The organism is Microvirga sp. 17 mud 1-3 (assembly GCF_003151255.1).
Taxonomy (GTDB): domain Bacteria; phylum Pseudomonadota; class Alphaproteobacteria; order Rhizobiales; family Beijerinckiaceae; genus Microvirga.
In genome coordinates, this window is record NZ_CP029481.1 from 3,279,449 (window position 1) to 3,304,710 (window position 25,262).

Sequence of the window (25,262 nt, forward strand, 5' to 3'; positions counted from 1 at the left end):
GGCGCGGGACTTGATCGCCCGGCCCTTCTTTGCGGGTGGAAACCGGGCAGCAGACGCATACAATCCGGCCCAGCTACCTCATGAGTCTTCCTCCTTCCTGAGCTCCCCCATGCCTCATCCCCTGCTTGCCTCCTCCGACGCTGCATCCCTGCCGATCTGGCTCGTCAACGACAAGACCTGGCCCGAGATCGCCGCGACATTGCCCGCCCAAGCCCTGGCCTTCGCGAAGGCTCAGGCTTTCGAGGCCAAGGCCGGCAGCCACTGCCTCCTCCCCGACCAGGAAGGAAAGCTGCTCGGCGTGCTCTTCGGGCTCGATGCCTCGGACGCGAAGCGGGTCGACCCCTTCCTGCCCGGCAAGCTCGCGACGCTCCTTCCGGAGGGCACCTACCGGTTCGAGACGGCGGCACCGAACCCGGCCCTGGCGACCCTGGCCTGGCTTCTGGGCACCTATTCGTTCGACCGCTACCGCAAGCGCACGGAGAAGACGGTGCGCCTTGTGCTGCCGAAAGGCGTCGACGGCGAGGAGGTGACGCGGATCGCCCAGGCGGTCGTGACGAGCCGCGACCTCGTCAACACCCCGACCAGCGACCTCGGTCCCGACGGGATCGAGGCGGCAGTGCGCAAGCTCGCCGACAAGCACGGGGCTACCTTCAAGAGCATCGTGGGCGACGACCTGCTGGCCCAGAACTTTCCGATGATCCACGCGGTCGGGCGCGCTTCGGCGACCCCGCCGCGCCTCATCGACCTGACCTGGGGCAAGGCGGATGCGCCAAAAATCACCCTTGTGGGCAAGGGCGTCGCGTTCGACACGGGCGGCCTCGACATCAAGCCCGCCGCCTCCATGCTGATGATGCGCAAGGACATGGGCGGCTCCGCAGCCGCGCTGGCGCTTGCCGATATGATCATGGGTGCCGGGCTTCCGGTGCGCCTGCGGCTGCTGATCCCCGCCGTGGAGAACTCCATCTCGGCGAACGCCTTCCGCCCGGGCGACATCCTTCAAAGCCGCAAGGGCCTGACCGTCGAGATCGGCAATACGGATGCGGAGGGCCGGCTGATCCTCGCCGATGCGCTTGCCCTCGCGGACGAGGAGAACCCGGACCTCGTGGTGGATTTCGCGACGCTCACGGGCGCCGCCCGCGTAGCGCTCGGCCCCGAGCTGCCGCCCTTCTACACAGCCGACGACGCCCTTGCGGCGGAGATTGCCGAGGAAGGCCTTGCGGTGAACGACCCGGTCTGGCGCATGCCTCTCTGGCATCCCTACCAGAGCCAGCTCGATTCCAAATATGCGGACGTGAACAACACGGGCGGCCCGATGGCCGGCTCGGTCACGGCGGCCCTGTTCCTGAGCCGCTTCGTGTCCGCCGCAAAAGCCTGGGTGCATTTCGACATCTTCGCCTGGAATAACGCGACCCGCCCGGGTCGCCCCGAGGGCGGCGAAGTCCAGGCGGCGCGGCTGATGTATGCACTCCTCAAGAAGCGCTACGGTTCCTAAAGCATAAGCGCAGACGTCCATTGCGCCCCCGGTTTCGAGGCCGAATAATCCGGCTCCGAAACGAAGGGTGGCGCCATGGCCGTCGCGTTGCGCGCATTCCAGTCCCTCAAGCTCTGGCACGACGTCCATCTCGACCTCGTGCATGAAGGAAACGACCTGTCGGCCCGGCAGGTCGCCATCCTGCTCACCATCTACCTTGAGCCGCCGCCGCACACGGTCCGCGGCCTCGCCCGGAAGCTCGGCGTGACCAAGCCGGTCATCACCCGGGCCCTCGACACCATGGGCAAGCTCGACCTCGTCTCCCGGCGCCGGGACGAGACCGACCGTCGCAACGTCGTCATTCAGCGCACAGTCGCTGGCGCTCTAGCAGTGGAGCGGCTAGGAGACATCATCTCGGCCCGTGCCAAGGAGCTACCTCCATGACCTTCGACCGCCGTATCACGCCCGTCCGGGCCGATCTCGCCGACGAGAAGCTGCGCGGACAGGTGGAAGCGGAGCGGTTCTCCGCCGGGACGCTCAGGCGCGTGCTCACGGCCGCCACGCCCCTCCACCGCCACCCCTCGCCCGACGCCCCGGTCGACACGCAGGCGATCTGGGGCGAGGCCGTGACGGTCTATGACGAGCATGAAGGCTGGGCCTGGGTACAGCTCCACGATGACGGCTATGTAGGCTATCTCCGGAGCGAAGCTCTTGGCGCACCGGGCGCGGAGCCGACCCACCGGGTCAGCGCCCTGCGCACCTTCGTCTATCCGGGCCCCAACCTGAAGCTGCCGCATAGCGGCTGGCTGACCTTGAATTCCAAAGTTGCCGTGACCGGCATCGAGGGCGATTACGCGCAGCTCGCGACAGGCGGCTTCGCCTATGCGCCTCACCTCTCGGCGCTCGGGACCTGGGAGAGCGACTATGTCGCGATCGCGGAGCGCTTTCTCCACACGCCCTATCTGTGGGGCGGAAAAACTAGTCTGGGCCTCGACTGTTCGGGCCTCGCCCAGACGGCCCTGAACGCAGTGGGCATTGCGGCCCCCCGTGACAGCGACATGCAGGAGGAGCGCCTGGGAACGCCCGTCCCGGTCACGCCCGGGCTCGATGGCCTTCGGCGGGGCGATCTGGTGTTCTGGAAGGGACATGTGGGGCTGATGGCGGACGCCACGCGCCTCATCCATGCCACCGGCTACACGATGCAGGTCCTCGTCGAACCCCTGGCGGTCGCGGAGGAACGCATCCGCCTCACGAGCTACGGCCCGATCAGCTCCATCAAGCGCCTGCCGTCGCTGGGCGGTTAAGCCGATTTCCGAGGGGGCCGGCTCCCGCACCAGAGCCGTGGTGTTATTCCGCGTCCTTGATGGTAGGCATGCTTCGTTTCGGCGCGCCGAACCAGAAGGAGCCAGCCGCAATGAAGTGCCTGCGCATCTATGCCACCCCGGATGGCGAGTCGCATTTCGATGAAGTCGAATTGCCGACGACGAAGAGATCGGTGCACCCCGATGCCGTGCCGTTCGACGTTACGGGAAGCTATCCGGCATCCCGCGTCCGCATCACCCACATCCCGGCGGGCATGCGCGAGGTGGCTTGGCATACGGTCCCGGAGCCGGTGCTGACGGTCAGGCTGGACGGTTCGGTTGAATACGAGACGAGCGACGGAGAAGTGCGCCACGTCCAGGCGAGTAGCTTTGTGTTGGTGGAGGACACGCACGGCAAGGGCCATCTGTCACGCCATTCCCCAGAGGCGCAGACTGTCATCTGGATCTCGCTCCCGAACGGCCTCGAATTACCGCCCGCCTAGAGCATCGTTCGGAACAGTGGACCCGGTTTTCTGCCCCGAACGATGCTCCAGCTCAGAGAAGAAGCATCGGATTGATCCCAAAAGTGGGTCCACTTTTGGGTCCGATGCTGTAGTCACGCACGGCAACGAGGGGTGAAACCGAAGCCTCGGCAACGCCTAGGTTTCGGTTCAGGCCTTAATACCCGCGCACCCGGTCGACCAGGCTCTCGAACGGTTCGCCTGCCTCGTGCCGGCGGATCTGCTTCACGATGTAGCGCGCCGTTGCGTCCGGATCGCTCACGGCGGAATTGTGCGGCGTCACGGTCACGTTGGGATGGGTCCAGAGCCCGGACTCCTCCGGCAGCGGCTCCACCTCGAACACGTCGAGGGTCGCGGCCTTCAGGGTGCCGTCGTCGAGAGCGGCGAGGATATCCGCTTCGACCTGGAGCCCGCCCCGTCCCGTATTGATGAGGACCGGCCCGCCGAGCCGCCCGTCCTGGGCGAGTTTCGCGAAGAGGGACCGATTGAGGATGCCCCGGGTCTCGGGCGTGAGGGGCAGAAGGCTCACGAGAATGTCCGTGCGGGCAAGGAAGCGCTCAAGCCCGTCATCGCCTGAGAAGACCTCGAACCCTTCCACGGCTTTCGGCATGCGGCTCCAGCCGGCCACGTCGAAGCCCATCATCTTGAGCTTGTGGGCGGCGTCCTGGCCCAGAACGCCGAAACCCATGACGCCCACCCGGACATCGCCGGCAGTCGGCGGCGCCCTGTCGGAATCCCAGATGCGGGCGCGCTGAGCCGCATCGTAGCGGCGGAAGTCCCGCAGATGCATGAGGCAATGCATCACCACGTACTCGCTCATGCGGTTGGTGAGATCGTCCTGCGACACCCGCACGATCGGCACGTCCGGAAGATTGGGATAGCCCATCAGGTGATCGACCCCGGCCCCTAGGGAGAAAATGGCCTCGAGCGCGGGCAGGTCCGACAGGCTGCCGGGCTTCGGCCCCCAGGTGGCGACGTAGCGCACGCGGGAGCGGTCGAAATCCTCGCCGAGCACGACGACCGGATGCTCGGGCAGATAGAGCCTGAACCGCTCGACCCAGGGCTGCGGGTTCCACGTGATAGCGACGAGAAGGGTCACGCTTTCGCTCCGATCCGTTCGAGGACGAGGGGTCCCGGACGGACTGCGCCGTCACCAAGAGTATAGGCCGCGCGGACGGCCCGTTCCGCGGCCTCGGCGGCCGCTTCGCTGCGGGCATGGACCATCGCGAGCGGACGGTCGCGGCCGACCGCCGCGCCAACCGGCGCCAGATCCGTGAGGCCCACCGCATGGTCGATAGGGTCCTGCGGACGGGTTCGCCCTCCGCCCAGAGCGACGACGGCCACGCCGACATCGCGGGTCGCGATCCGCTGCACGATGCCCTCGCGCTCCGCATGAATGGGGCGGACGACCGGAGCAGCCGCGAGGTGGCGGCCAGGATTGTCCAGGAAGTCCGCAGGCCCACCGAGCGCCACAATCATGCGCTGGAAGATCTCCGCCGCCTTGCCGGAGGCAATCGCCGTCTCGATCCGGGAGCGGGCCTCGTCCGTGCTCGCCGCAAGTTTGCCCAGCACCAGCATCTCGGCGCAGAGCGCGACGTTCACCTCGTGGAAGCGCGCGTCACGACGGCGGCCGGTCAGGTAATCGGCAATATAGGCCACCTCGACCGCATTCCCGGCCGCGGAAGCGAGCGGCTCGTTCATGTCGGTGAGCAGGGCGCTCGTGGGCAGCCCGGCGCCATTGGCGACGAGGACGAGGCTCTCGGCAAGAGCGCGCGCATCGGCCGGATTGTCCATGAAGGCGCCGGAGCCGAACTTCACGTCCATGACGAGGCCATGGAGGCCGGCCGCCAGCTTCTTCGACAGGATCGAGGCGGTGATCAGGTCGATGGATTCCACCGTCGCGGTCACGTCGCGAATGGCGTAGAGCCGCTTGTCGGCAGGCGCGAGATCCGCCGTCTGGCCGATCACGGCGCAGCCCACCTCACGGGTGACGCGCCTGAAGGTGTCGATGTCCGGCTGGGTCACGTAGCCGGGGATCGAGTCGAACTTGTCGAGGGTGCCACCCGTATGGCCGAGGCCGCGGCCCGAGATCATCGGCACATAGCCGCCGCAGGCCGCAACCGCAGGCGCCAGGGCAAGGCTGATGGTATCGCCCACGCCGCCCGTCGAATGCTTGTCGAGGACAGGCCCGGGCAGGTCCCAGGTCAGCACTTCGCCGGAATGCACCATGGCGCGCGTGAGCGCCACCCGCTCCTTCACCGAGAGGCCGCGGAAGAACACCGCCATGGCGAAGGAGGCCGCCTGCCCCTCCGTGACCTGTCCTTCCGTAAGGCCCTTAATGAAGGCGTGGATATCCTCGGAATCGAGGGTGCCTCCATCGCGTTTGCGACGGATGATTTCCTGCGGCAGAAGTGTCATTTCAATAGGCTCCGACAGCGGTGCTGCCTGCCCGCCCCTCGATGGCGGCGATCAGGGCTTCAAAGACGCTGCTGGCACCGATGCGGAAGGTTTTGGGCGTCGCCCAGTCCGGCCCCATGATGCGGTCGGCGAGCCCGAGATAGATCCCCGCATCCGCAACGGTGCGAATGCCGCCCGAAGGCTTCAGGCCGACCGGGCGCCCGGATGCCTTGATGACGTTGAGCATGATTTCGGCCGCCTCCGGCGTGGCGGAGACTGGCGTCTTGCCGGTCGAGGTCTTGATGAAATCCGCTCCCGCCTCGATGGCGAGGCGGCTTGCCTCCTCGATGAGCGCGGGCTCCATGAGCATGCCGGTTTCGAGGATCACCTTGAGGGTCCGCCCCTGATCGACGACCTCGCGCACCACTTCTACCATCTCCGAAGCGATCGCCCGATCACCGCGGCGGAGCGCCTCGTACGGAAGGACAAGATCGATCTCGTTGGCGCCGTCGCTCAGGGCCTCACGCACATCGTCTGTGACCCGGTCCACGTCCTCGCCACCGGCCGGAAAGTTGACCACCGTCGCGATGCGCACGGGCGAGCCCCGAAGCGCCTCCCGCGCGCGCCCCACGAATTGCGGCCAGATGCAGACGGCCGCCACCGGACCGTGGGGATCCTGGGCCCTGGCGCAGAGGGCGTCGATCGCCTGGTCCGTGCAGGTATCCGTCAGGTCCGTCAGATCGAGGCAGCGCAGGGCGCGCTGGGCGAGGCTGGCATCAGACATCGGAAAGCTCCGCAACGAAGGCGCGCACGAGACGCTTGAATCGGTCGGCGGCTTCCGCCGCCGTATCCTTGGTTTCCTGGTGTGAGGGAGAGGCCCCCTCGATCCCGGCCGCCAGGTTGGTGACGACCGAGACGGCCGCGACCTTCAGGCCATAGTAGCGCGCGAGGATCACCTCCGGCACCGTCGACATGCCGACGAGATCACCACCGAGCGTCTGGACCATGCGGATCTCCGCAGGCGTCTCGAAGCTCGGGCCCGAGAGCCAGGCATAGACGCCTTCGGGCAGCGCGATACCGGTCTTGTCCGCCGCGCGGCGGAGTGCTGCGCGCAGGCCCTCGTCATAAGCGCCCGTCAAGGAGACGAAACGGCTTTCGGTGTGGTCGCGCAGGAGCGGATTGGCGCCCGAGAGGTTCAGATGGTCGTTGATGGCCACGAGGCTGCCGGGGCGGATCTGCGCCCTCACCGAGCCGGCCGCATTGGTCAGGACCAGGGTCGGAATCCCGAGTTCCTTCACGAGCGCGACCGGCACGCGCATGGCGCCTGCATCGCCCGTCTCGTAGTAATGCGCCCGCCCCTGGAACAGGAGGACACGCCTCCCCTCCAGCAGGCCGGCCACGAGGCGTCCCGCATGGCCGGACACGCCGCTTCTCGGAAAATGGGGAATATCCGCATAGGCAAGGCTCACGGCCTCGTCCAACTCGTCCACGAGGGTGCCGAGGCCCGTACCGAGGACGATGGCCGCGTCGAAGGTGCCTTCAATGCCGTTGGCGCGCACGAACGCGACGGCTTCCTGAACGTTCGAATGAATCATGATTCCTACCGAATGCCCAGGTTGTCGGGCCCGAACGAGAACGGCAACAGCGCATCCAGGGTGAAGCTTTCGCGGATTCCGTTCGGTCCCGCAACATGGATCGGCGTATCGGGCTGCGCGAATTCCCGAATGCGCTGGCGGCACCCGCCGCAGGGGGTGACAAGATTCTCCCCCTCGCCCATCACCACGATAGCGGCGATCCGGCTCTCGCCGGCCGCGATCATGGCCGAGATGGCGCCTGCTTCCGCGCAGCTGCCGACCGGATAGGCCGCGTTCTCGACATTGCAGCCGGAAAAGACCCGGCCGCTCGGCGTCGCGATGGCGGCGCCTACCTTGAAATTCGAGTAGGGCGCATAGGCGCGCTCCTGGATGGCCCTGGCGGCGGAAAAGAGCTCGTCGAGCGACACCATGTCAGCGCTCCTTGACATAAGGGATACCCGAAGCGCGCGGCGGGATGGCCGTCCCGATGACGCCCGCCAGGAGGATCACGGTCATCAGATAGGGCAGCGCCTGGATGGCCTGTACCGGTACCTCACCGATCCCCGGCAGCGCAATGCCTTGCAGGCGGATCGAGATGGCGTCGAGAAGCCCGAACAGGAAACAGGCTCCGAGTGCGGGCCAGGCGCGCCACTTGGCGAAGATGAGGGCCGCAAGCGCGATGAAGCCCTTGCCGGCGGTCATGTTCGGCAGGAAGCCGGCCGACTGGCCGACCGAGAGGTAGGTGCCCGCCACCCCGCACAGCACGCCCGCGATGGCGACGGCGGTGTAGCGCAGACCCGCGACGGAGATCCCGGCCGTGTCCACGGCCGCCGGGTTCTCGCCAACGGCGCGCAGGCGCAGGCCGAAGCGGGTGCGGCCCAGCACGAACCAGGTCACCGGCACGGCCAGGAGCGCGATATAGACAAGGGCGGAATGGCCGAAGAGCAGCTCGTCGAAGCGCTGGTCGCCTTCGAGGGGAGGTGTACGCCCACCCTGCCCGTACCAGGCATTGCCGACGATGGCCGTGAGGCCCGCGGCCAGCATGTTGATGGCGACGCCCGAGACGATCTGGTTGCCGCGCTGGCTGATGGCCGCAAATCCGTGGATGAGCGCGAACACCACCGATGCGCCGATCCCGGCCATCAGCCCGATCCAGGCGGAACCGGACGCATAGGAGGCCGCCGCGGCCGCAAAGGCGGCGACAAGCATCTTGCCCTCGAGCCCGATATCCACGACGCCCGATTTCTCCGACCACAGGCCTGCAAGGCACGCGGCGAGAAGCGGGACGGAGAGCCTGAGACCGGAATCGAACAGGGTGACGAGATCGGCAGGATTCATGATCAGGCCCTCGCCAGTGCCGGGCGCGGCATCATGCGCGCCACGAGACGCCGGAACAGGCCTTCGAGGGCGCCCGCGAAGAGAATGATGATGCCCCCGATCACTACCACCATGTCGCGGGTGATCGCCGGCTGCTCGAAGGCGAGCTCGGCGCCGCCCTGGTAGAGAATGCCGAACAGGAGCGACGACAGGATGATGCCGGCCGGGTGGGCGCGCCCCATGAGCGCAACCGCGATGCCGACGAAGCCGTAGCCGGCCGTGAATTCGAGGAGCAGGCGGTGCTGGTAGCCCATGAGCTCATTGACCGCGAGGCCGCCGGCGAGCGCGCCGGAAAGCACCATCGCGATGATGATGATCCGTGCCGGCGAAATGCCCGCATAGACCGCAGCCGAGGGGCTCGATCCGACCACGCGGATCGCATAGCCGAGGCGGGAGCGGTAGATAAGGAGCCAGACGGCGTAGGATGCGGCGAGCGCCAGGAGCAGCGTGAGGTTGAGCTGCGAGGGCGGAATCTCGATGCCGAAAACCGCGAAGACCTCGTGCATGAACGGAATGGAGGCCTGCGGCGGGAAGGCCGGAGTCTCGGGGTTCATGTTCTGCGGCGCGCGCAGGACATTCACCAGAAGGTAGACGATCAGCACGCTGGCGAGCCAGTTGAACATGATCGTCGTGATGACGATGTGGCTGCCGCGCTTGGCCTGCAGATAGCCCGGAACGGCCGCCCAGGCCGCCCCGAAGGCCGCGGCTCCAAGGATGCCAAGAGGGATCAGGATGAAGCCCGGCAGGAACGTGAGATTGTTGAGGACAAGCGCGACCCCAAGGCCCGCGAGCGTCGCCTGCCCCTCCCCGCCGATGTTGAACAGGCCCGCATGGTAAGCGACCGCGACCGCGAGGCCGACGAAGATGAAGTCGGTCATGTAGAACAGGGTGAAGCCGAGCCCCTCCCCGGTTGCCAGGCTGCCCTGGAGCAGCAGGCGCGTCGCCGTCAGCGGGTTCTCGCCGATGCCGACCACCACGAGGCCGGCCACCAGGAAGGCGGCGACCACCGAGACGGCGGGCACCAGGATCGTGTCGGCCCATCTGGGCAGGTCGATGGGAGCGCTCACGTGAGACTGTCCGGCAGATAAAGATGGCCCTGCTCGTCGAGCGGGAAGGACGGGTTCCAGGCCACCTCCCAGAGGTGGCCGTCCGGATCGGCGAAATAGCCCGAATAGCCGCCCCAGAACACGTCCTGCAGGGGCTTGACCGGCCTGGCGCCCGCCTCGACCGCGCGGGCATAGACGGCGTCGGCCTCGGCCTTGGAGCGGGCGTTGTAGGCGAGCGTGACGGCCGCAAAGCCCGTGGGCCGGTCCTCGACCTCTGCATCCTTCGCAAGGTCGGCGCGGCCGAACAGGCCGAGCGCGAGGCCATTGGCCTGGAAGAACGTCACCTCGGGCTGGCTCGACGAGGAGGCCTTCCAGCCCCAGGCCTCGTAGAAGGCGCGGGCGCGGACCATGTCGGAGACGCCGAGGGTCACAAGGCTCAGGCGGGGTTGCATCATGCGGCCTCGTCGGTCACGCCGGCCATCAGGAGGCCGAGATCCTGCTCGCTCGTCTCCGACGCCTTGCGCTCGCCGGTGATCTGCCCGCCGCACATGGTGAGGATGCGGTCGGACAGGTTCATGATCTCGTCGAGCTCGACGGAGACGAGTAGAATGCCGACGCCCGCGTCGCGCAGGGCAATCAGGCGGCGGTGGATGAACTCGATAGCGCCGATATCGACGCCGCGGGTGGGCTGGCCCACGAGCAGCACCCTGGGCCCGCGCTCGATCTCCCGCGCCAGCACGATCTTCTGCTGGTTGCCGCCGGAAAACTTCGAGGTCTTCAGCCGCGGCGCCGGCGGGCGCACGTCGTACTGCGCCATCTTCTCCGAGAGATCCGCCACCATGCGGTCGTGATCGAGAATGGGCCCGTGTCCGAGCCGGGGCTCGTCGCTGAAGCCCAGGATGGCGCTCTCGAAGGCCGGGAATGCGGGCACGAGCCCCATGCGCAGGCGGTCCTCCGGCACGTGCAGGAGCCCGAGCTGGCGCATGCGATGGGGGTTGTGGTCCGCGAAGGTAATGTCCTGTCCGTCGAGGCGGACGCTCCCGAGCACCGGCTGGCGCATCCCGGCCAAAGCCTCCAGGAGCTCGCTCTGCCCGTTTCCGGACACCCCCGCGATGCCGACGATCTCGCCCGCCCGGATGGTGAAGGATGCATTCGCGACGCGCAGCACGCCGCGGGAATCGACCACCGACAGGTCCTTCACTTCGAGCAGTGGCGCGCCAGGCGCGCGCTCCGCCTTCTCGACGCGCAGAAGCACCCGGCGGCCGACCATGAGCTCCGCCAGTTCGGGCGGCGACGTGGACGCGGTCTCGAGGGTTGCAACCATCTCGCCCCGGCGCATGACCGAGACGCGGTCCGTCGCGGCCATGATCTCCCGCAGCTTGTGGGTGATGAGGATGACGGTCTTGCCCTGGGCCTTCAGGGCCCGGAGCAGATCGAAGAGTGCGTCCGCCTCGGCAGGCGTGAGCACGGCGGTCGGCTCGTCGAGGATGAGGATGTCGGCGCCGCGATAGAGCGCCTTGAGGATTTCCACGCGCTGCTGCAGCCCGACCGACAGGTCTCCGACCGTCGCGTCCACGTCGATCTGCAGCCCGTAATCCCGGGACAGCCGCGCCAGCTCGGCCCGGACCTTTGCCTCGCCCCGGCGCAGCAGAGCGCCGCCCTCGGCGCCCAGCATCACGTTCTCGACCACCGAGAGAGGCTCCACCAGCATGAAGTGCTGATGGACCATGCCGATGCCGGCACGGATCGCATCGGCCGGAGAGCGGATGGAGACGAGATTTCCGCCGACGCGGATTTCGCCGGAATCGGCCTCGTAGAAGCCGTAGAGGATCGACATGAGCGTCGATTTGCCCGCGCCGTTCTCCCCGACGATGCCGTGGATCGTGCCGCGCGCCACATCGAGGCTCACGTCCTTGTTGGCGTGAACGGCCCCGAAGCTCTTGTTGATGGCGAGAAGCTGGATGGCAGGATTCATCGATAAGCTCGGGCGTCGTCCCACGCCGGGTGGCACGAGGAGAAAGGGACCCGGCACCGGCAACCGGCGCGGGTCCCTTCCGACGTTACGGCTTCGTCAGGCAATGACAAGCCCGACGGCTCATTGGACCGGGCACTTGGAGTCCGACATGTAGTCGTGCACCTGGATGGCACCGGACTTGATGTCAGCGGCGGCCTTGTCGGCGGCGGCCTTCATGTCGGGCGTGATGAGCGACTTGTTGTTGTCGTCGAGCGCCCAGGCCACGCCGTCCTCCTTGAGGCCGAGCACGTTGAGGCCCGCCTTGAAGGTGCCCTTCTTGGCCTGGTCGAACACGTTGTAGGTGGCGACGTCCACGCGCTTGACCATCGAGGTCAGCACCTTGCCCGGATGCAGGCCGTTCTGATTGGAATCGACACCGATGCCGAGCTTGCCCGCATCCGCAGTGGCGCGCAGCACGCCGATGCCGGTGCCGCCAGCCGCGTGGTAGACCACGTCCGCGCCACGGTCGATCTGGCTCTTGGCGAGCTCGCCTCCCTTCACCGGGTCGGCCCAGGCGGCGCCCGTGGTGCCGGTCATGTTCTGGAACACTTCCGCGTCCTTGTTGGCGTATTTCACACCCTGGACGTAGCCGCAGGCGAACTTACGGATGAGCGGGATGTCCATGCCGCCCACGAAGCCGACCTTGCCGGTCTTGGACGCCTTGGCGGCCAGGAGGCCTACCAGGAAGGAGCCCTCATGCTCCTTAAACACGATGGATTCCACGTTCGGCTTCTCGACCACCGCGTCGATGATCGCGAACTTGGTCTTCGGGAACTCGTCCGCCACCTTCTTGAGGGCCGATTCCTGGCTGAAGCCGACGGCCACGATGGGGGAATAGCCGTCCCGGGCGAAGCGGCGCAGGGCCTGCTCGCGCTGGGCGTCGTTCTGGGGCTCGAAATCGCGGTACTCGGTCCCGGTGTCCTTCTTGTACTTCTCGGCGCCCATATGGACGCCCTCGTTGAAGGATTTGTCGAACTTTCCGCCCAGGTCGTAGACGACGGCCGGCTTGAACGCATCCTGTGCGAAGGCCACCGAGGCGGAGAGAGCGAGGCCCGCAAGAGCGAGGCCGAACTTGGTTGCTGTCATCGGCATGTTCCCTGTATCGCCCGGGCTGTTACCCGGTTGCGCCCTGACGATGGCATGGGATGGGCCATGCCGCCAAGCACCTGTCAAGCGACGCCTGATCTTTCCTACAAGGAATGGTTGAAGCCGGGGGAGATGTCTATAAGGTCGCACTCATGCCGCTGAGCCCGGACGAGATCGACCGTTATGCCCGCCATCTGGTCCTGCGGGACGTGGGTGGCCCGGGACAGCTCAAGCTCAAGGCCTCCCGGGTGCTGGTGATCGGCGCCGGAGGGCTGGGCGCGCCGCTGATCCAGTATCTCGCGGCCGCAGGAATCGGTCGGATCGGGATCGTGGACGATGACCGGGTGTCCCTGTCGAACCTCCAGCGGCAGGTCATCCACGGAACGCCCGACCTGGAGGATCTCAAGGCCGAGAGCGCCGCCCGGGCTGTCCACCGCCTGAACCCGCATGTGGCCGTCGATATTCATGCCGGCAGGCTCACGGCCGAGAATGCCAGGAGCCTCGTCGCGGCCTACGACATCGTGGCCGACGGGTCGGACAATTTCGAGACCCGCTATGCGGTCTCGGATGCCTGTTTCGCCGAAAAGAAGCCCCTCGTGACCGCCGCCCTGGGGCAGTTCGACGGGTCGCTCACGACCATCAGGGCGCACGAGACGGACGCCTCCGGCCGCCCGAACCCGACCTATCGCTGCCTGTTCCCCTCCCCGCCCCCGCCCGGAGCCATCCCGACCTGTGCGGAGGCCGGCATCCTCGGGGCGCTTGCAGGCGTGATGGGAAGCCTCATGGCCATGGAGGTCCTGCGCGAGATCGTCGGCTTTGGCGAAAGCCTCGTCGGCCGCCTCCTCATGGTCGACGCCCGCTCCATGCGCTTCGAGACGCTGCAATACGGGTGGGATGAGGGAAATCCGTTGAATGGCTCAACAGCCGCGGCGTCATCCCGGTCGGAGCGCAGCGGAGAGCCGGGCTTGCAGGAACAACCCTAAGACGATCCTGGGGCCGCGCAGCGGCCCCAGGTTGACGTTTCGTCAGGAGCGCAGCACCGCGCCGGTCTTCTTGCCGACCTCGGCGACGATCTTGGCCGAAATGGCCTCGATCTCGGCGTCTGTCAGCGTCTTCTCGGTCGGCTGGAGGGTCACGGCGATGGCGACGGACTTCTTGCCCTCGTCAATCCCGGCGCCCTCGTAGATGTCGAACACGGTGACGCCTGCGATCAGCTGGCGCTCCGCACCTTGCGCGAACTTCACGATGTCGCCCGCCGCCACGTCGCGGCCGACCACGAACGCGAAGTCGCGGGTGACCGGCTGGAAGTCGGACAGGGCGAGCTTCGGCTTCATCTTGGTCGGCTTCGCCTTGGGCGGCGGCAGCACGTTGAGGTTCACCTCGAAGGCCACCAGCGGCCCCTTCAGGTCGAGGGCCTTGAGGATCTTCGGGTGGATCTCGCCGAAGACGCCGACCACGTTCTTGGGCCCGAACTGCAGCGTCCCGGAGCGTCCCGGATGGAACCAGGACGGCCCGCCGGGCACCACCTGGAGGCCGCCGGCCGGAATGCCCAGAGAGGCCAGCAGCGCCATGGCATCGGCCTTGGCATCGAACACGTCTACGTTCGAAGCGCCGCCATCCCAATGACGCCCGACACCTTCGGCCCGGGCAGTGCCGCGCCGCACCGCCGCGGCCTTGGTCGCCTGGCCTTCCGGCTCGTCTGACGCGAAGGTCTGGCCGACCTCGAACAGGGCGACGTCCCCATAGCCGCGGTCGGCATTGCGCTGGGCCGCCTTCAGAAGGCCCGGCAGCAGGCTCGGGCGCATGTCCGAGAGATCGGCCGCGATGGGATTGGCGAGCACCAGGCGCGCATCACCGCCACCGAACAGCGCGGCTTCGTCCTTCGCGATGAACGACCAGGTCACGGCCTCCACGAGTCCACGGACCGCCAAGGCCCGCCGGGCCAGGATGGTGCGCTTCTGGAGAAGGGTCAGGATCGGCTTGGCGACGGTCGCCTCAAGCCGCGGCATCGGCTGCGGCAGGATGCGGTCGACCCCGGCGATGCGGATGACCTCCTCGACCAGGTCGGCCTTGCCCTCGATGTCGGGCCGCCAGGACGGCGGAACGACGCCGACGCTGTCGCCTGCCCCTTCGACCTTGAACCCGAGCTTCTCCAGGATCTGCTGCGATTCGGCCGGCTTCACGTCGAGGCCGGACAGGCGCGGCACCTCGGACCACGGGAAAGTAATCACCCGCCGCGTCTCGGGCACCTGCCCGGCGACGACGGCCTCGCTCGCCTCGCCGCCGCAGAGGTCCATGACCAGCTTGGTGGCAAGGTCGAGCCCCGGCAGCGTGAAGGCCGGGTCGATGCCGCGCTCGAAGCGGTAGCGGGCATCCGTGATGATCCCGAGCTTTCGGCCGGACTGGGCGATGTTGAGCGGGTCCCACAGGGCCGATTCGATCAGCACGTCGGTGGTGTTCTCGTCGCAGCCCGAATGCTCGCCGCCCATGATGCCCGCAATGGATTCGACGCCCGCCTCGTCGGCGATCACCACGTTGCCGGCATCAAGCTTGTATGTGCGTCCGTCGAGGGCGAGCACCTCCTCGCCCTCCTTCGCGCGGCGCACGGTGAGGTTGCCCTTCACCTTCTTAGCGTCGAAGACGTGGAGCGGGCGGCCCCGGTCGAAGGTCATGTAGTTGGTGATGTCGACCAGCGCGTTGATGGGCCGAAGGCCGATGGAGAGCAGGCGACGCTGCATCCATTCCGGCGACGGGCCGTTCTTTACCCCGCGCACGAGGCGGAGCGCGAAGGTCGGGCAGAGCTTCTCGTCGCCGGGCGCGAAATCGAGGCGGATCGAAACCGGGCAAGCGCCCTTGCCCTGAACGGACGGAACGGCCTCGCCCTTGAGAGTACCGAGGCCCGCCGCCGCGAGATCGCGGGCGATGCCGTGGATCGACGTGCAATCGGGCCGGTTCGGCGTCAGGTTGATCTCGATCACCGGATCGTCGAGGCCCGCATAGGCCGCGTAGGCCTGCCCCACCGGCGCGTCGGCCGGCAGGTCGATGATGCCGTCATGATCGTCGGAGATTTCGAGCTCCGCGGCCGAGCACAGCATGCCCGCGCTCTCGACGCCGCGGATGGTGCCGATTCCGAGCGTGATGTTCTTGCCCGGGATATAGGTGCCGGGCGGCGCGAAGACGCTCTTCATGCCGGTGCGGGCATTGGGCGCGCCGCAGACCACCTGGATGGGGGCGCCTTGGCCCGTATCCACCATGCAAACGCGCAGGCGGTCCGCATTCGGGTGCTGCTCGGCGGAGATCACATAGGCGACCGTATAGGGCGCCAAGGTCTTCGCCTTGTCCTCGACCCCTTCGACCTCGAGGCCGATCCGGGTGAGCGTCTCGACGATCTCGTCGAGGGACGCTTGGGTGTCGAGATGGTCTTTCAACCAGGAGAGGGTGAATTTCATGACACTTTTCCTTGAGTGTCATCCCGGACCGGCAAAGCCGGATCCGGGATCGTGATCGGAATGGGGCGCTTTACTCGTCTTGCGGTTCCGGCTCTTCGCGATGCTCAGGCCGGAATGACGCTCAGGAGGTCAGGCCACTGACGAGGCTCGGGATGTCGAGCGGGCGGAAGCCGTAATGGTTCAGCCAGCGCACATCGGCCTCGAAGAAGGGGCGAAGGTCCGGCATGCCGTATTTCAGCATGGCGATGCGGTCGATCCCCATGCCCCAGGCGAAGCCCTGGTACTCGTCCGGATCGAGGCCGCAATTCCGCAGCACGTTCGGATGGACCATGCCGCAGCCCAGGATTTCCAACCAGTCCTCGCCCTCGCCGAAGCGGATTTCGCCGCCCTTGCGCGAGCACTGGATGTCCACCTCGGCGGACGGCTCCGTGAACGGGAAGAAGGACGGGCGGAAGCGCATCTTCACCTGGTCGACCTCGAAGAAGGCCTTGCAGAACTCCTCCAGCACCCACTTCATGTGCGCGATGTTGGCCTGCTTGTCGATGACGAGGCCCTCGACCTGATGGAACATCGGCGTGTGGGTCTGGTCCGAATCGTGCCGGTAGGTCCGGCCGGGGCAGATCACCCGGATCGGCGGCTTCTGGGCCATCATGGTCCGGATCTGGACCGGAGACGTGTGCGTGCGCAGCACCTTGCGCTCGCCCTTTTCGTCGGGGGCGAGGAAGAAGGTGTCGTGCATCTCGCGGGCCGGATGCCCTTCGGGAAAGTTCAGCGCCGTGAAGTTGAGGTAGTCGGTTTCGATGTCCGGCCCTTCGGCGATGGAGAAGCCCATATCGGCGAAGATCGCCGCCAGCTCCTCGATGACCTGGCTGATGGGGTGAATGCGGCCGCGGGTCTCCGGGCCGTCCTGGACCGGCAGGGTCACGTCCACGCGCTCGGCTGCGAGGCGGGCGTCCAGGGCCGCCTCGGCCAGCACGTCCTTCCGGGCCGCAATGGCGCCCTGCACCTTGTCGCGCAGGCCGTTGATGAGGGGGCCGCGCTCCTTGCGCTCCTCGGGCGTCATCGCGCCCAGCGTCTTCAGAAGCTCGGAGACGGAGCCCTTCTTGCCGAGTGCGGCCACGCGCACGGCTTCAACGGCCGCCTCGTCGCCGGCGGCCTCGACCTGGGACAGCAGGTCACGTTCGAGTTGATTGAGATCGGTCATCGGTCCGTTGCCAGAATGGATGCGCTTGAGTGGGGCGCGGCGCGGGAACCGTCAAGCCGTCCGAGCCGCAAAATGATCATCGACGGCAGATGGAGCCGTCGGCGCGGAGGGTCTCGGGGCAAGAATTGGGGGCGCGGCCGGAAAACCAGCCGCGCCGAAGCCAGGTTGTCGCTTACGCGGCCTGCTGCTGCGGCAGCGAGGCCTTGGCGCGCTCCACATAGGCGGCGAAGGCCGCCGGCTCGTGGATGGCCATCTCGGACAGAACCTTGCGATCGACCTCGATCCCAGCCTTGCCGAGACCGTCGATAAATCGGGAATAGGTCAGGCCATGCTCGCGAACCGCCGCATTGAGGCGCTGGATCCAGAGAGCGCGGAAGGTGCGCTTCTTGTTCTTACGGTCGCGATAAGCATATTGCATGCTCTTCTCGACCGCCTGCTTGGCGATGCGGATAGTGTTCTTGCGGCGGCCGAAGAAACCCTTGGCGGCCTTCAGAACCTTCTTGTGCTTGGCGTGGGCGGTAACGCCCCGTTTGACGCGGGCCATTTAAAAAACTCCTTCAAAATCCGGGATGTGGAAGACCGCCTCAGCCGTTCGGCAGGAAGTACTTCTTCACGTTGTAGGCATCACCCTCGAACATCGTCGTGGTGCCGCGCAGGTTGCGGATCTGCTTCTTGGTCCGCTTGATCATCCCGTGGCGCTTACCGGCCTGGGCGTAAACGACCTTGCCGGTGCCAGTGATCTTGAAGCGCTTTTTGGCGCCCGATTTCGTCTTCAGCTTGGGCATTTGGCTCTCCTTTGGTCAGGCCTCGAGGGCGGCAAGCCGCCTCAAAACCCTGTCATTGCTGCATGAGCAAGACGAACCGCCACGGCAGCCCTATCGGCCGGGCGGTTCGGTGAAGGCCGGCTTATGGCAGAGGCCGGCCCAAAAAGCAATGGCCGCCGGAGCGCCGGCGGCCAGAGAATTCCGTCCTGCCCCTACGAGGAGGCGAGGCGTCCCGTCAGCGGGGCGCCAGTACCATGACGACCTGACGGCCCTCGAAATTGGGCTCCATCTCGACCTTGGCGAGGTCGCCCACATCGGCCTTCACGCGATCGAGGACCTTAAGGCCCAGATCCTGGTGCGCCATCTCGCGGCCGCGGAAGCGCAGGGTGATCTTGACCTTGTTGCCTTCCTCGAAGAAGCCCTTCATGGCCTTCATCTTGACGTCATAGTCATGATCGTCGATGCCCGGGCGAAGCTTGATTTCCTTGACCTCGACGGTCTTCTGCTTCTTACGGGCCTCGGAGGCCTTCTTCTGCTCGAGGAAGCGATATTTGCCGTAATCGAGGATCTTGCAGACGGGCGGGGAAGAATTCGGTGCGATCTCGACGAGGTCGAGGCCGGCATCCTCAGCGATGCGCAAGGCGTCGAAAAACGGCATGACGCCGCGATTCTGGCCGGTATCGTCAATCAGCTGCACTTCGCGAACGCCGCGAATGTCCCGGTTGGCGCGCGGTCCGTCCTTCTGCGGAACCGGCATAGCTCTCATTGGTCTGCGAATGGCTCGTATCTCCTGTTATGCGGCCCGAGAGCAGCCATAGGGCATCCAGCCCTCCCCGACTCTCTCACGGTACCGCGAATGCTCTGACATTTCGCGCAAACGCGCGGGAAGTCAACTTGTTCTACGTGGGTAATGCCCTTCCAGGAGGGCAGAATAGACATCGAGGGTGCTCGATACCATCCGTTCCAGGGAGAAATGGTGCTCCACATGGGACCTTGCCCGGTTCCCCAGGGCAATACGGGCGCTGGCCCCGAGGGACAGGGCGTGGCCGAGGGCATCCGCAAGGGCATCCGCGTCTCCCGGCGGAATCCGCCACCCCGTCCGCTCCTGCGGCAGCACCGCCGGGGGCGATAGGACGGTTTCCGGCACGGCCCCGAGATCGGACACCACCACGGGCGTCCCCATCGCCTGGGCCTCCACGGCTGAGCGGCCGAAGGCCTCGGGCTCCGTGGACGGCACGGTCACGACGGAAGCGGCCAGGAAGGCGGCCGGCATGTCGGTGCAATGGCCGACCCGGCGCACGATCCCGGTCAGCCCGCGGGACTCGATAAGGGCGTCGAGCTCCTTCACGTAGGAATCCCGTCCCTGCGGATCGCCGGCCAGGATATAGGCCACATCCGAAACCCCTGCGCTCCGCAACCGGGCAGCCGCCTCGATGAGGACCTTCTGCCCCTTCCAGCCCGTCAGGCGCGCTGCGAGCAGGACCATCCGCTCATGGGGCGAGACCTTCCACGCCTTGCGCAGGTTCTCGACCCGCTCCGGCGAGACGGCGGAGGGTGAGAAAGCCGCGAAATCCGTGCCGCGGTGAATGACCCGAATTCGGTCTCCCGCCTGGGGATAAAGGGAGCGGATGAGGTCGCCCGTATAATGGGAATTGGCGATCACCGCGTCGCCCCGGGCCATCACCGAATTGTACAGCACCTTCACGGACGAGCGCCCGGCATAGCTGCCGTGATAGGTCGTGACGAAAGGAAGGTTCAAGGAGCGCGCGGCCCCCAGGGCCACCCAGGCCGGAGCGCGGGACCGGGCATGAACGAGGGCCACCCGCTCCTGGTGGCAGATCCGGGCGAGACGCCTCACATTGAGGAGCATGGAGAACGGGTTCTTCGTGGCGGCCGGGAATGGAACCCAGATGCCGCCCTTCGTCTGCAGCTCGCCCACGAGCCGCCCGCCCTCGGTCGCGACCAGGGCGCGGGCACCCGCATGAGCGAGGCCCTCGGCCACGTCGACCGTGGTCCGCTCGGCACCGCCGGCCTCGAGTTCGGGGATGATCTGCAGGATGGTCCGCCCCGCCAGCGGATGGATGTTGGACGACGGAAACGGAGCTCCCCCGCTGGATCGCTTTGAGACGTTCACCGATGTAAGAGCCTTCTCCAGGAATTGACCGAACGTTGCTTTAAAGCAGTTGAGGATGAGTTAACCATGCAGCATGCCGTCGCCGGAGCCCCTCACATTGCCGTTCTGGCCCGCGAGGGCAAGGGTCCGCCCGTGGTCTGGCTCGGAGGCTTCAAGTCCGACATGCGCTCGACGAAGGCGGAGGTGCTCGATGCCTGGGCCGCAAAGGCCGGCCGCGCCTTCATCCGCTTCGATTACAGCGGCCATGGGGAGTCGGGCGGCGACTTCGCCGAAGGGACCATTTCCCAATGGCTGGAGGACAGCCTGGCGGTGCTGGCGTCCCATGTGGAGGATCGACCGATCCTGGTCGGTTCGTCCATGGGCGGGTGGCTTGCGCTCCTCGTCGCCCGCCGCCTGCTTGAGACCTGCCCCGACCGGGCGCCACGCGGCATGGTCCTGATCGCTCCTGCGGTCGACTTCACCGAGCGGCTCATGTGGGATCGTTTCCCCGACGACATCAAGCGCGCCATCGACGAGACGGGCGTCTACAACAGGCCCTCGCCCTATTCGCCGGACCCCTACCCTATTACGAAGCGGCTCATAGAAGACGGGCGCCGACATCTTATCCTCGGCACGCCGATCCGGACGGATTGCCCCGTCCATATCCTACAGGGAATGGAAGACCCGGATGTGCCATGGGGTCACGCCCTGACGCTGGTCGAGCATCTGCCCGGCGACAGCACGTCCCTGACACTCGTGAAGGATGGCGACCACCGCCTGTCCAGGCCGGAAGACCTCGACCGCCTCGTGCGGGCGGTCGAGGCGATGGGTTAGTGCAGGCTCACGGTTTCGAGATCGTGCGCCCAGGCATTGGCGACCGCTGCATCCCGGGTATCGGTCAGCACGATGGGTTCGCCGCTGGCGGACAGGAGTGCAAAGAGTTTCAGTCCCGGCTGGATCTCGGGCGCCTGTGGAAACAGGCGGGTGATCTCGTCGGATAGGATCGGCTTCACATAGGCCATCTGGCCTTCTCCAAGGGCGGCCAGCTCCGCCTTGTCGAGAAACTCGCCGTTCTGGAGCTTGGTATTAGTGTTCATCAGGACTCTCCTTGGCGGATGCCGTTACGCCTCGTCCGGGGGCGCCGATATCGATCTTGCGGATGATCCGCTCCGGCTCGGGCCGGGCGAGGTCGATCGACAGAAGCCCGTTGGACAAATCGGCCCCCAGCACCTCCATGCCATCGGCCAGGAGGAACGCGCGCTGGAACTGCCGGGCGGCGATGCCGCGATGCAGGAAGTGCCTTGCCTTGTCGTCGATCTGCCGCCCCCGGATCACGAGCTGATTTTCCTCCAGGGTCACCTCGAGCTGGTCCCGGGTGAAGCCCGCGACCGCAAGGGTGATTCTGAGGCGCTCGGGATCCTGTGCGGTCCGGGCGAGACGCTCGATATTATAGGGCGGATATCCGTCGCCTGCGGCCTTCGCGACCCGGTCGAGCGCCTGCTCGATCTCGTCGAAGCCTAGAAGAAACGGATGCCCGAAGGGCGATTGACGCGACATTCTCGAAGCCCAAGGTTAAGAGGCACTTCGTTGGGTTTGAGCCCGCCGATGCGGCGCTCAGGCGCCCGGTTCCGGGCGCCGTCCTCAATATGGAGACGGCTCCGGCCTGCATCAAGACCTTGGCCGAGCAAGCCGGCCTTCATCCTTAACTCGCTGTTCGAGAAGGATTTTAAGCGACTCAGACCTGCTCCCGCCACCAAGCGATCTGCTCGGAGACGCGCACCGGCGAGGTTCCGCCGAAGCTGGTCCTGGAGCGCACGGAGTTCTCTACGCTGAGCACATCATAGATGCCGTCGTGAATCCGCGGCTCGACCGCCTGCATGACGTCGAGGGGCAGATCCTGGAGCAGGCTTCCGCGCTTTTCCGCTTCCGCGACGATCCGGCCGGTGACGTGGTGGGCATCCCGGAACGGGATGTTCAGGCTGCGCACGAGCCAGTCGGCCAAGTCCGTCGCCGTGGAATAACCGGCTCCTGCCAGGGCGGCCATGCGCTCCGACACGGGCTCCAGGTCTCGGATCATGCCGGTCATGGCCGCGAGGACGAGCTCGAGGGTATCGGCCGCATCGAAAAGCGGCTCCTTGTCCTCCTGAGTGTCCTTCGCATAGGCGAGCGGAAGCCCCTTCATGACCGTGAGCAGGGCCGTGAGGGAGCCGAAGATGCGCCCGGTCTTGCCGCGCACCAGCTCGGCCGCGTCGGGGTTGCGCTTCTGGGGCATCATGCTGGAGCCGGTCGTCCAGCGGTCCGGCAGGCGCACGAAGCCGAAGGGCGCCGACATCCAGATCACGATCTCCTCGGCGAGCCGGGACAGGTGAACGGCGCAGATCGCGGCGGCCGACATGAATTCCAGGAGACTGTCCCGGTCCGAGACGGAATCGAGGGAGTTACGGGTCGGGCCGTCGAAGCCAAGGGCCTTCGCGGTCATGTGCCGGTCGATCGGGAAGGAGGTTCCGGCGAGCGCTCCCGCGCCAAGCGGGCTTTCGTTGAGGCGGCGCCGCGAATCCCGGATCCGGCTGCGGTCGCGGCCGAACATCTCCACATAGGCCATAAGATGATGGCCGAACGTGACCGGCTGCGCGCCCTGGAGATGGGTGAAGCCCGGCATCACGGTCGCCGCATGGGGCTCGGCCTTGTCGAGGAGGGCCTGGATGAGATCGGTCAGCTGCGCCTCGGCCCGGTCATGCGCATTGCGGACCCAGAGCCGTATGTCGACCGCGACCTGGTCGTTGCGGCTGCGGGCCGTGTGGAGCCGCGCCGCCGGATCGCCGACGATATCGCGCAGCCGGCTTTCCACATTCATGTGAATGTCTTCCAGGGCCGTCGAGAAGGCGAAGGAGCCGGATTCGATCTCCCCCAGGACGCGCTGGAGCCCCTGGTGAATGGCGTCCCGGTCGCTTTCGGAGATGATGCCCTGGCTCGCCAGCATGGCGCTGTGCGCAATCGAGCCTTGGATATCCTCGGAGGCCAATCGCTTGTCGAAACCGATGGAGGCATTGATGGCTTCCATGAGTGCGCTGGGAGAGGACGAGAACCTCCCGCCCCACATGCTGTTGGCACCCGACTTATTGGCTTCTTCTGACACGATGTTTCACCCGGACGTTTCGGTCTGAAGCCTTTGCCACAAATTGCCTCTCAAGGCCAAGCCGCATTGACAGAATGCCCGCCCTTTACGCATGTTGCGCAGCGTTTACCACTTCAAAACCAGTCGCGAGACTCGACAGCGTCCATCCGATCTGCATTCTTAATCGCGCACAACAGGCGCAAGGCAGCGCCGCAAGGGAATTGGCCAATGAAACACCTCCCCAAGCTCCTCCTATCGGCAGCCATGGTTACGGCCATGGCGACCTCGTTCTCGGCCGTGCAGGCCGCGACCCCGCCGGACACCCTGGTCCAGGCCTGGCAGAGCGACGACATCATCTCGCTCGATCCGGCGGAAGTCTTCGAATTCAGCGCGTCCGAGATCATCGGCAACACCTATGAGCGCCTGATCCAGTACGACATCAACGACGTGTCCAAAATCTCCGGCCAGGCCGCCGAGTCCTGGACCGTCTCGGACGACGGCAAGACCTATACGTTCAAGCTGCGCCCGAACAAGAAGTTCGCCTCCGGCAACCCGATCACCGCGGAAGACGTGGTCTATTCGCTCCAGCGCGCGGTCGCCCTCGACAAGTCGCCCGCCTTCATCCTCGGCCAGTTCGGTCTGACCAAGGACAACATGAAGGACAAGATCAAGCAGACTGGGCCGCTCGAACTGACCATCGAGGTCGACAAGCCCTATGCCCCGACCCTCGTCCTCTACTGCCTCGGAAACTCCGTGGCCTCCATCGTCGACAAGAAGCTCCTCACGCAGAACGAGAAGGACGGCGATTACGGCTATAACTGGCTGAAGACCCATTATGCAGGCTCGGGCCCGTACATCATGCGGGACTGGAAGGCGAATGAAGTCCTCGTTCTGGAACGCAATCCCAACTATGATAAGAAGACCCCGCTCGCCCGCGTGATCTTCCGCCACATCAAGGAAACGGCGAGCCAGCGCCTGCTTCTCGAGAAGGGTGACATCGACGTTGCCCGGAGCCTGAACCCGGAAGAGATCGACGCCGTCGCCAAGAATCCGGACATCAAGATTCAGAGCGCCCCGAAGGGGACGGTCTACTATCTGGGCCTGAACCAGAAGAACCCGAACCTCTCGAAGCCCGAAGTCCGCCAGGCCCTCAAGTACCTTGTGGATTACTCGGCCATCGGTGACACGATCATGAAGTACAAGGGCGTCGTTCACCAGAACTTCCTGCCCAAGGGCTTCCTGGGTGCCACGACCACAAATCCCTACAAGCTCGACGTGGCCAAGGCGAAGGAGCTTCTCGCCAAGGCGGGCCTGAAGGACGGCTTCTCGGTCACCATGGATACGCGCTCGACGGCCGAGATCATGGGCATCGCCCAGGCCATGCAGTCGACCTTCGCGCAAGCCGGCATCAAACTCGAGATCCTGCCCATGGACTCGAAGCAGGCCCTCACCAAGTACCGCGCCCGCCAGCACGACATCTATATCGGCAACTGGGGCTCGGACTATCAGGACCCGAACTCGAATGCCGATACGTTTGCGGCGAACGACGACAATTCGGACAACGCGAAGGCGAAGCCGCTCGCATGGCGTAACGCGTGGGATCCGGGCCCGCTGACGGCCAAGACCCGTGCCGCCGTCATGGAGCGCGACTCCGAGAAGCGCGCGCAGATGTACAAGGAACTCCAGAAGTCGGTTCTCGACGACGGCCCGTTCGTGATCTTCCTGCAGATGACAGAAGTCGCGGCCGTGCGTAAGAACGTGCAGGATTTCATCCTCGGCCCGTCCTTCAGCGACAACGACGTCTCCAAGGTCAAGAAGAACTGACATAGA

At 66.1% G+C, this 25,262-nt stretch carries 26 protein-coding genes; 7 read left to right on the plus strand and 19 right to left on the minus strand.

The annotated features are described in order from the left end of the window. Positions 1–109 precede the first annotated feature (109 nt). The 4 genes from C4E04_RS15490 to C4E04_RS15505 all read left to right on the plus strand — a co-directional run bounded on the left by C4E04_RS15490 (position 110) and on the right by C4E04_RS15505 (position 3,275). A complete protein-coding gene (locus C4E04_RS15490; RefSeq protein WP_109598755.1) occupies positions 110–1,492 on the plus strand; it encodes a M17 family metallopeptidase in 1,383 nt (460 codons plus the stop codon). Between the two features lie 75 nt (positions 1,493–1,567). Beyond that, a complete protein-coding gene (locus tag C4E04_RS15495; RefSeq protein ID WP_109598757.1) occupies positions 1,568–1,915 on the plus strand; it encodes a MarR family transcriptional regulator in 348 nt (115 codons plus the stop codon). After that, positions 1,912–2,775, plus strand: coding sequence for a C40 family peptidase (locus tag C4E04_RS15500; protein WP_109598759.1), 864 nt, complete (start codon positions 1,912–1,914; stop codon positions 2,773–2,775). Before C4E04_RS15495 ends, C4E04_RS15500 begins: the two co-directional genes overlap by 4 nt. A 110-nt stretch (positions 2,776–2,885) precedes the next feature. After that, positions 2,886–3,275: a hypothetical protein gene (locus C4E04_RS15505; protein WP_109601185.1), complete on the plus strand. Its 390-nt coding sequence runs from the start codon at positions 2,886–2,888 to the stop codon at positions 3,273–3,275. A gap of 175 nt (positions 3,276–3,450) precedes the next feature. On the opposite strand, the gene C4E04_RS15510 is transcribed toward C4E04_RS15505, so the two are convergent. The 10 genes from C4E04_RS15510 to C4E04_RS15555 form a co-directional block, all read right to left on the minus strand. Further along, positions 3,451–4,392, minus strand: a complete 942-nt coding sequence (locus tag C4E04_RS15510; protein WP_109598761.1) for a glyoxylate/hydroxypyruvate reductase A — start codon at positions 4,390–4,392, stop codon at positions 3,451–3,453. Continuing rightward, a complete protein-coding gene (gene deoA / locus C4E04_RS15515; RefSeq protein ID WP_109598763.1) occupies positions 4,389–5,711 on the minus strand; it encodes a thymidine phosphorylase in 1,323 nt (440 codons plus the stop codon). The genes C4E04_RS15510 and deoA overlap by 4 nt, the downstream gene beginning before the upstream one ends. Position 5,712: 1 nt before the next feature. Next, positions 5,713–6,474: a deoxyribose-phosphate aldolase gene (gene deoC, locus C4E04_RS15520; RefSeq protein ID WP_109598765.1), complete on the minus strand. Its 762-nt coding sequence runs from the start codon at positions 6,472–6,474 to the stop codon at positions 5,713–5,715. Next, on the minus strand, positions 6,467–7,285 hold the full coding sequence (locus C4E04_RS15525; protein ID WP_109598767.1) for a purine-nucleoside phosphorylase: 819 nt from the start codon (positions 7,283–7,285) through the stop codon (positions 6,467–6,469). The genes deoC and C4E04_RS15525 overlap by 8 nt, the downstream gene beginning before the upstream one ends. Before the next feature lie 5 nt (positions 7,286–7,290). Beyond that, positions 7,291–7,695 (minus strand): cytidine deaminase, encoded by a 405-nt coding sequence (cdd, locus tag C4E04_RS15530; protein WP_109598769.1) that lies wholly within the window; start codon positions 7,693–7,695, stop codon positions 7,291–7,293. Between the two features lies 1 nt (position 7,696). Continuing rightward, positions 7,697–8,602, minus strand: a complete 906-nt coding sequence (locus tag C4E04_RS15535) for an ABC transporter permease (RefSeq protein WP_109598771.1) — start codon at positions 8,600–8,602, stop codon at positions 7,697–7,699. A 2-nt stretch (positions 8,603–8,604) separates the two neighbouring features. Beyond that, positions 8,605–9,708, minus strand: coding sequence for an ABC transporter permease (locus C4E04_RS15540; RefSeq protein WP_109598773.1), 1,104 nt, complete (start codon positions 9,706–9,708; stop codon positions 8,605–8,607). After that, entirely contained in the window at positions 9,705–10,139 is a 435-nt protein-coding gene (locus C4E04_RS15545) for a VOC family protein (protein ID WP_109598775.1), read from the minus strand. The genes C4E04_RS15540 and C4E04_RS15545 overlap by 4 nt, the downstream gene beginning before the upstream one ends. Then, positions 10,139–11,662, minus strand: a complete 1,524-nt coding sequence (locus tag C4E04_RS15550) for an ABC transporter ATP-binding protein (RefSeq protein WP_109598777.1) — start codon at positions 11,660–11,662, stop codon at positions 10,139–10,141. The genes C4E04_RS15545 and C4E04_RS15550 overlap by 1 nt, the downstream gene beginning before the upstream one ends. A gap of 120 nt (positions 11,663–11,782) precedes the next feature. After that, positions 11,783–12,787 (minus strand): BMP family protein, encoded by a 1,005-nt coding sequence (locus tag C4E04_RS15555; RefSeq protein ID WP_109598779.1) that lies wholly within the window; start codon positions 12,785–12,787, stop codon positions 11,783–11,785. Between the two features lie 152 nt (positions 12,788–12,939). Here C4E04_RS15555 and C4E04_RS15560 point away from each other — a divergent pair, with 152 nt between their 5' ends. Continuing rightward, positions 12,940–13,770 (plus strand): molybdopterin-synthase adenylyltransferase MoeB, encoded by an 831-nt coding sequence (locus C4E04_RS15560; protein WP_109598781.1) that lies wholly within the window; start codon positions 12,940–12,942, stop codon positions 13,768–13,770. Between the two features lie 42 nt (positions 13,771–13,812). Here C4E04_RS15560 and pheT read toward each other — a convergent pair whose 3' ends face one another. The 6 genes from pheT to C4E04_RS15590 form a co-directional block, all read right to left on the minus strand. Then, positions 13,813–16,236, minus strand: coding sequence for a phenylalanine--tRNA ligase subunit beta (pheT, locus tag C4E04_RS15565; RefSeq protein ID WP_109598783.1), 2,424 nt, complete (start codon positions 16,234–16,236; stop codon positions 13,813–13,815). Positions 16,237–16,357: 121 nt separating this feature from the next. Beyond that, positions 16,358–17,440, minus strand: coding sequence for a phenylalanine--tRNA ligase subunit alpha (gene pheS / locus C4E04_RS15570; RefSeq protein WP_109598785.1), 1,083 nt, complete (start codon positions 17,438–17,440; stop codon positions 16,358–16,360). A 172-nt stretch (positions 17,441–17,612) separates the two neighbouring features. Continuing rightward, positions 17,613–17,984 carry a 50S ribosomal protein L20 gene (gene rplT, locus C4E04_RS15575; RefSeq protein WP_109598787.1) on the minus strand — a complete coding sequence of 124 codons (372 nt, stop codon included), beginning with the start codon at positions 17,982–17,984 and terminating at the stop codon, positions 17,613–17,615. A gap of 40 nt (positions 17,985–18,024) precedes the next feature. Continuing rightward, positions 18,025–18,225, minus strand: a complete 201-nt coding sequence (gene rpmI / locus C4E04_RS15580) for a 50S ribosomal protein L35 (protein ID WP_109598789.1) — start codon at positions 18,223–18,225, stop codon at positions 18,025–18,027. 214 nt (positions 18,226–18,439) lie between these two features. After that, positions 18,440–18,961: a translation initiation factor IF-3 gene (gene infC / locus C4E04_RS15585; RefSeq protein WP_245416118.1), complete on the minus strand. Its 522-nt coding sequence runs from the start codon at positions 18,959–18,961 to the stop codon at positions 18,440–18,442. Positions 18,962–19,093: 132 nt separating this feature from the next. Further along, on the minus strand, positions 19,094–20,338 hold the full coding sequence (locus tag C4E04_RS15590) for a glycosyltransferase family 4 protein (protein ID WP_174219282.1): 1,245 nt from the start codon (positions 20,336–20,338) through the stop codon (positions 19,094–19,096). 66 nt (positions 20,339–20,404) lie between these two features. Here C4E04_RS15590 and C4E04_RS15595 point away from each other — a divergent pair, with 66 nt between their 5' ends. After that, positions 20,405–21,151: a carboxylesterase gene (locus C4E04_RS15595; protein ID WP_109598794.1), complete on the plus strand. Its 747-nt coding sequence runs from the start codon at positions 20,405–20,407 to the stop codon at positions 21,149–21,151. On the opposite strand, the gene C4E04_RS15600 is transcribed toward C4E04_RS15595, so the two are convergent. The 3 genes from C4E04_RS15600 to argH all read right to left on the minus strand — a co-directional run bounded on the left by C4E04_RS15600 (position 21,148) and on the right by argH (position 23,417). Beyond that, the gene (locus tag C4E04_RS15600; protein ID WP_109598795.1) at positions 21,148–21,414 is read right to left on the minus strand and encodes a DUF1150 domain-containing protein; all 267 of its coding nucleotides are present in this window, start codon (positions 21,412–21,414) and stop codon (positions 21,148–21,150) included. The genes C4E04_RS15595 and C4E04_RS15600 overlap by 4 nt on opposite strands. Next, positions 21,404–21,874 (minus strand): Hsp20 family protein, encoded by a 471-nt coding sequence (locus C4E04_RS15605; protein WP_109598796.1) that lies wholly within the window; start codon positions 21,872–21,874, stop codon positions 21,404–21,406. Before C4E04_RS15605 ends, C4E04_RS15600 begins: the two co-directional genes overlap by 11 nt. 178 nt (positions 21,875–22,052) lie before the next feature. Continuing rightward, entirely contained in the window at positions 22,053–23,417 is a 1,365-nt protein-coding gene (gene argH / locus C4E04_RS15610) for an argininosuccinate lyase (RefSeq protein ID WP_109598797.1), read from the minus strand. Between the two features lie 243 nt (positions 23,418–23,660). Between argH and C4E04_RS15615 the strand changes: the two genes are divergently transcribed. Beyond that, on the plus strand, positions 23,661–25,256 hold the full coding sequence (locus C4E04_RS15615; protein WP_109598798.1) for an ABC transporter substrate-binding protein: 1,596 nt from the start codon (positions 23,661–23,663) through the stop codon (positions 25,254–25,256). Positions 25,257–25,262: the final 6 nt, after the last annotated feature.

Bases quoted from the DNA above. Each gene is read 5' to 3' on its own strand.
- C4E04_RS15490 (WP_109598755.1), top strand. From the start codon at position 110: ATGCCTCATCCCCTGCTTGCCTCCTCCGACGCTGCATCCCTGCCGATC.
- C4E04_RS15495 (WP_109598757.1), top strand. From the start codon at position 1,568: ATGGCCGTCGCGTTGCGCGCATTCCAGTCCCTCAAGCTCTGGCACGAC.
- C4E04_RS15500 (WP_109598759.1), top strand. From the start codon at position 1,912: ATGACCTTCGACCGCCGTATCACGCCCGTCCGGGCCGATCTCGCCGAC.
- C4E04_RS15505 (WP_109601185.1), top strand. From the start codon at position 2,886: ATGAAGTGCCTGCGCATCTATGCCACCCCGGATGGCGAGTCGCATTTC.
- deoA (WP_109598763.1), bottom strand. From the start codon at position 5,711: ATGACACTTCTGCCGCAGGAAATCATCCGTCGCAAACGCGATGGAGGC.
- deoC (WP_109598765.1), bottom strand. From the start codon at position 6,474: ATGTCTGATGCCAGCCTCGCCCAGCGCGCCCTGCGCTGCCTCGATCTG.
- C4E04_RS15525 (WP_109598767.1), bottom strand. From the start codon at position 7,285: ATGATTCATTCGAACGTTCAGGAAGCCGTCGCGTTCGTGCGCGCCAAC.
- cdd (WP_109598769.1), bottom strand. From the start codon at position 7,695: ATGGTGTCGCTCGACGAGCTCTTTTCCGCCGCCAGGGCCATCCAGGAG.
- C4E04_RS15535 (WP_109598771.1), bottom strand. From the start codon at position 8,602: ATGAATCCTGCCGATCTCGTCACCCTGTTCGATTCCGGTCTCAGGCTC.
- C4E04_RS15545 (WP_109598775.1), bottom strand. From the start codon at position 10,139: ATGCAACCCCGCCTGAGCCTTGTGACCCTCGGCGTCTCCGACATGGTC.
- C4E04_RS15550 (WP_109598777.1), bottom strand. From the start codon at position 11,662: ATGAATCCTGCCATCCAGCTTCTCGCCATCAACAAGAGCTTCGGGGCC.
- C4E04_RS15555 (WP_109598779.1), bottom strand. From the start codon at position 12,787: ATGACAGCAACCAAGTTCGGCCTCGCTCTTGCGGGCCTCGCTCTCTCC.
- C4E04_RS15560 (WP_109598781.1), top strand. From the start codon at position 12,940: ATGCCGCTGAGCCCGGACGAGATCGACCGTTATGCCCGCCATCTGGTC.
- pheT (WP_109598783.1), bottom strand. From the start codon at position 16,236: ATGAAATTCACCCTCTCCTGGTTGAAAGACCATCTCGACACCCAAGCG.
- pheS (WP_109598785.1), bottom strand. From the start codon at position 17,440: ATGACCGATCTCAATCAACTCGAACGTGACCTGCTGTCCCAGGTCGAG.
- rplT (WP_109598787.1), bottom strand. From the start codon at position 17,984: ATGGCCCGCGTCAAACGGGGCGTTACCGCCCACGCCAAGCACAAGAAG.
- rpmI (WP_109598789.1), bottom strand. From the start codon at position 18,225: ATGCCCAAGCTGAAGACGAAATCGGGCGCCAAAAAGCGCTTCAAGATC.
- infC (WP_245416118.1), bottom strand. From the start codon at position 18,961: ATGCCGGTTCCGCAGAAGGACGGACCGCGCGCCAACCGGGACATTCGC.
- C4E04_RS15595 (WP_109598794.1), top strand. From the start codon at position 20,405: ATGCAGCATGCCGTCGCCGGAGCCCCTCACATTGCCGTTCTGGCCCGC.
- C4E04_RS15600 (WP_109598795.1), bottom strand. From the start codon at position 21,414: ATGAACACTAATACCAAGCTCCAGAACGGCGAGTTTCTCGACAAGGCG.
- C4E04_RS15605 (WP_109598796.1), bottom strand. From the start codon at position 21,874: ATGTCGCGTCAATCGCCCTTCGGGCATCCGTTTCTTCTAGGCTTCGAC.
- argH (WP_109598797.1), bottom strand. From the start codon at position 23,417: ATGTGGGGCGGGAGGTTCTCGTCCTCTCCCAGCGCACTCATGGAAGCC.
- C4E04_RS15615 (WP_109598798.1), top strand. From the start codon at position 23,661: ATGAAACACCTCCCCAAGCTCCTCCTATCGGCAGCCATGGTTACGGCC.